At 36.4% G+C, this 915-nt stretch carries 1 protein-coding gene; it reads left to right on the forward strand.

Annotated elements, in window-relative coordinates; translation table 11 throughout:
• Positions 1-84 precede the first annotated feature (84 nt).
• Entirely contained in the window at positions 85-651 is a 567-nt protein-coding gene (locus ACYVG7_RS10120; protein ID WP_460883001.1) for a hypothetical protein, read from the forward strand.
• The last annotated feature ends 264 nt before the right edge of the window (positions 652-915 follow it).

Consider the following 915-nt stretch of genomic DNA (forward strand, 5'->3'; position numbering starts at 1 on the left):
CTTGTTTCTGGCCATGATTTAATCCTCCAGAACAGAACCCTTTAAGTGTAGTCCTGAAGGACTGAATCATGGTGGTAATCAGGTTTGGCTATAGCCTTGCAGTTAACGAGAACAAGTCAGCAAGCTCAGGTGGATGCTTTAAAACAATTCCAAAAGGAGAATTATAAGGTAGTTAGAGAATACATGGAGACATATAGGGGTGATCTTACGAACGAAATACTAGAAAGTCAAAAATATAGAATAAGAGCATTTTTAATTCCAAAAATCGGTAATCACGCAAAGACATCAGAATTGGCAATTGAATTTATCAATGCAAACAATCTAACTGAAGAGGAAAGGGAAACCTATGAACAAGGAATTACGTTTATAAAAGGGATTGAGTCACCATTTAAGCTTAAGCCCAAGAGAGTTGTTGAGCTAGTTAAAGAGAAACATGCTTTTTTTAATATGACCACACATACTAAATGCTGGAAATACTTTAATGCAAGACCTGCTGTGAATGCGGTTGGATTCAAGGGTGCATACGCTGGTTTCATTGAGGGGTTTGACGGTTATTTGTATTCCCAACATTGGGTTGCATTCTTGATTAAAGAGTTAAGTGATAAGGTAAAGTTAAAGGAGGTTCAATCTATCCAAGCGTTTAATAAGTAATTAATCAATCTATAACTCTATAAAAAGGTGAGTTTAAAACAAACTATTCCCTTATATAAAATATTCAGTTGTTTAAGCTAATTTAATGGAAAGCTATCTGGTATGGCGCTATCAGCCCTGTATTTTATTTTTAATTCATAACGAATAGTAAATTTATTCAATTTTTTAACGTCATCAAGGGTCCTGATTACCATCGAGACTCAGCCAGCTTCAACAGGCGTTGTGGCATTGGAGCCGTTCGACAGCCGATCCTGACCAGTTCCA

The sequence above is a fragment of the Pseudaeromonas pectinilytica genome (assembly GCF_054780855.1).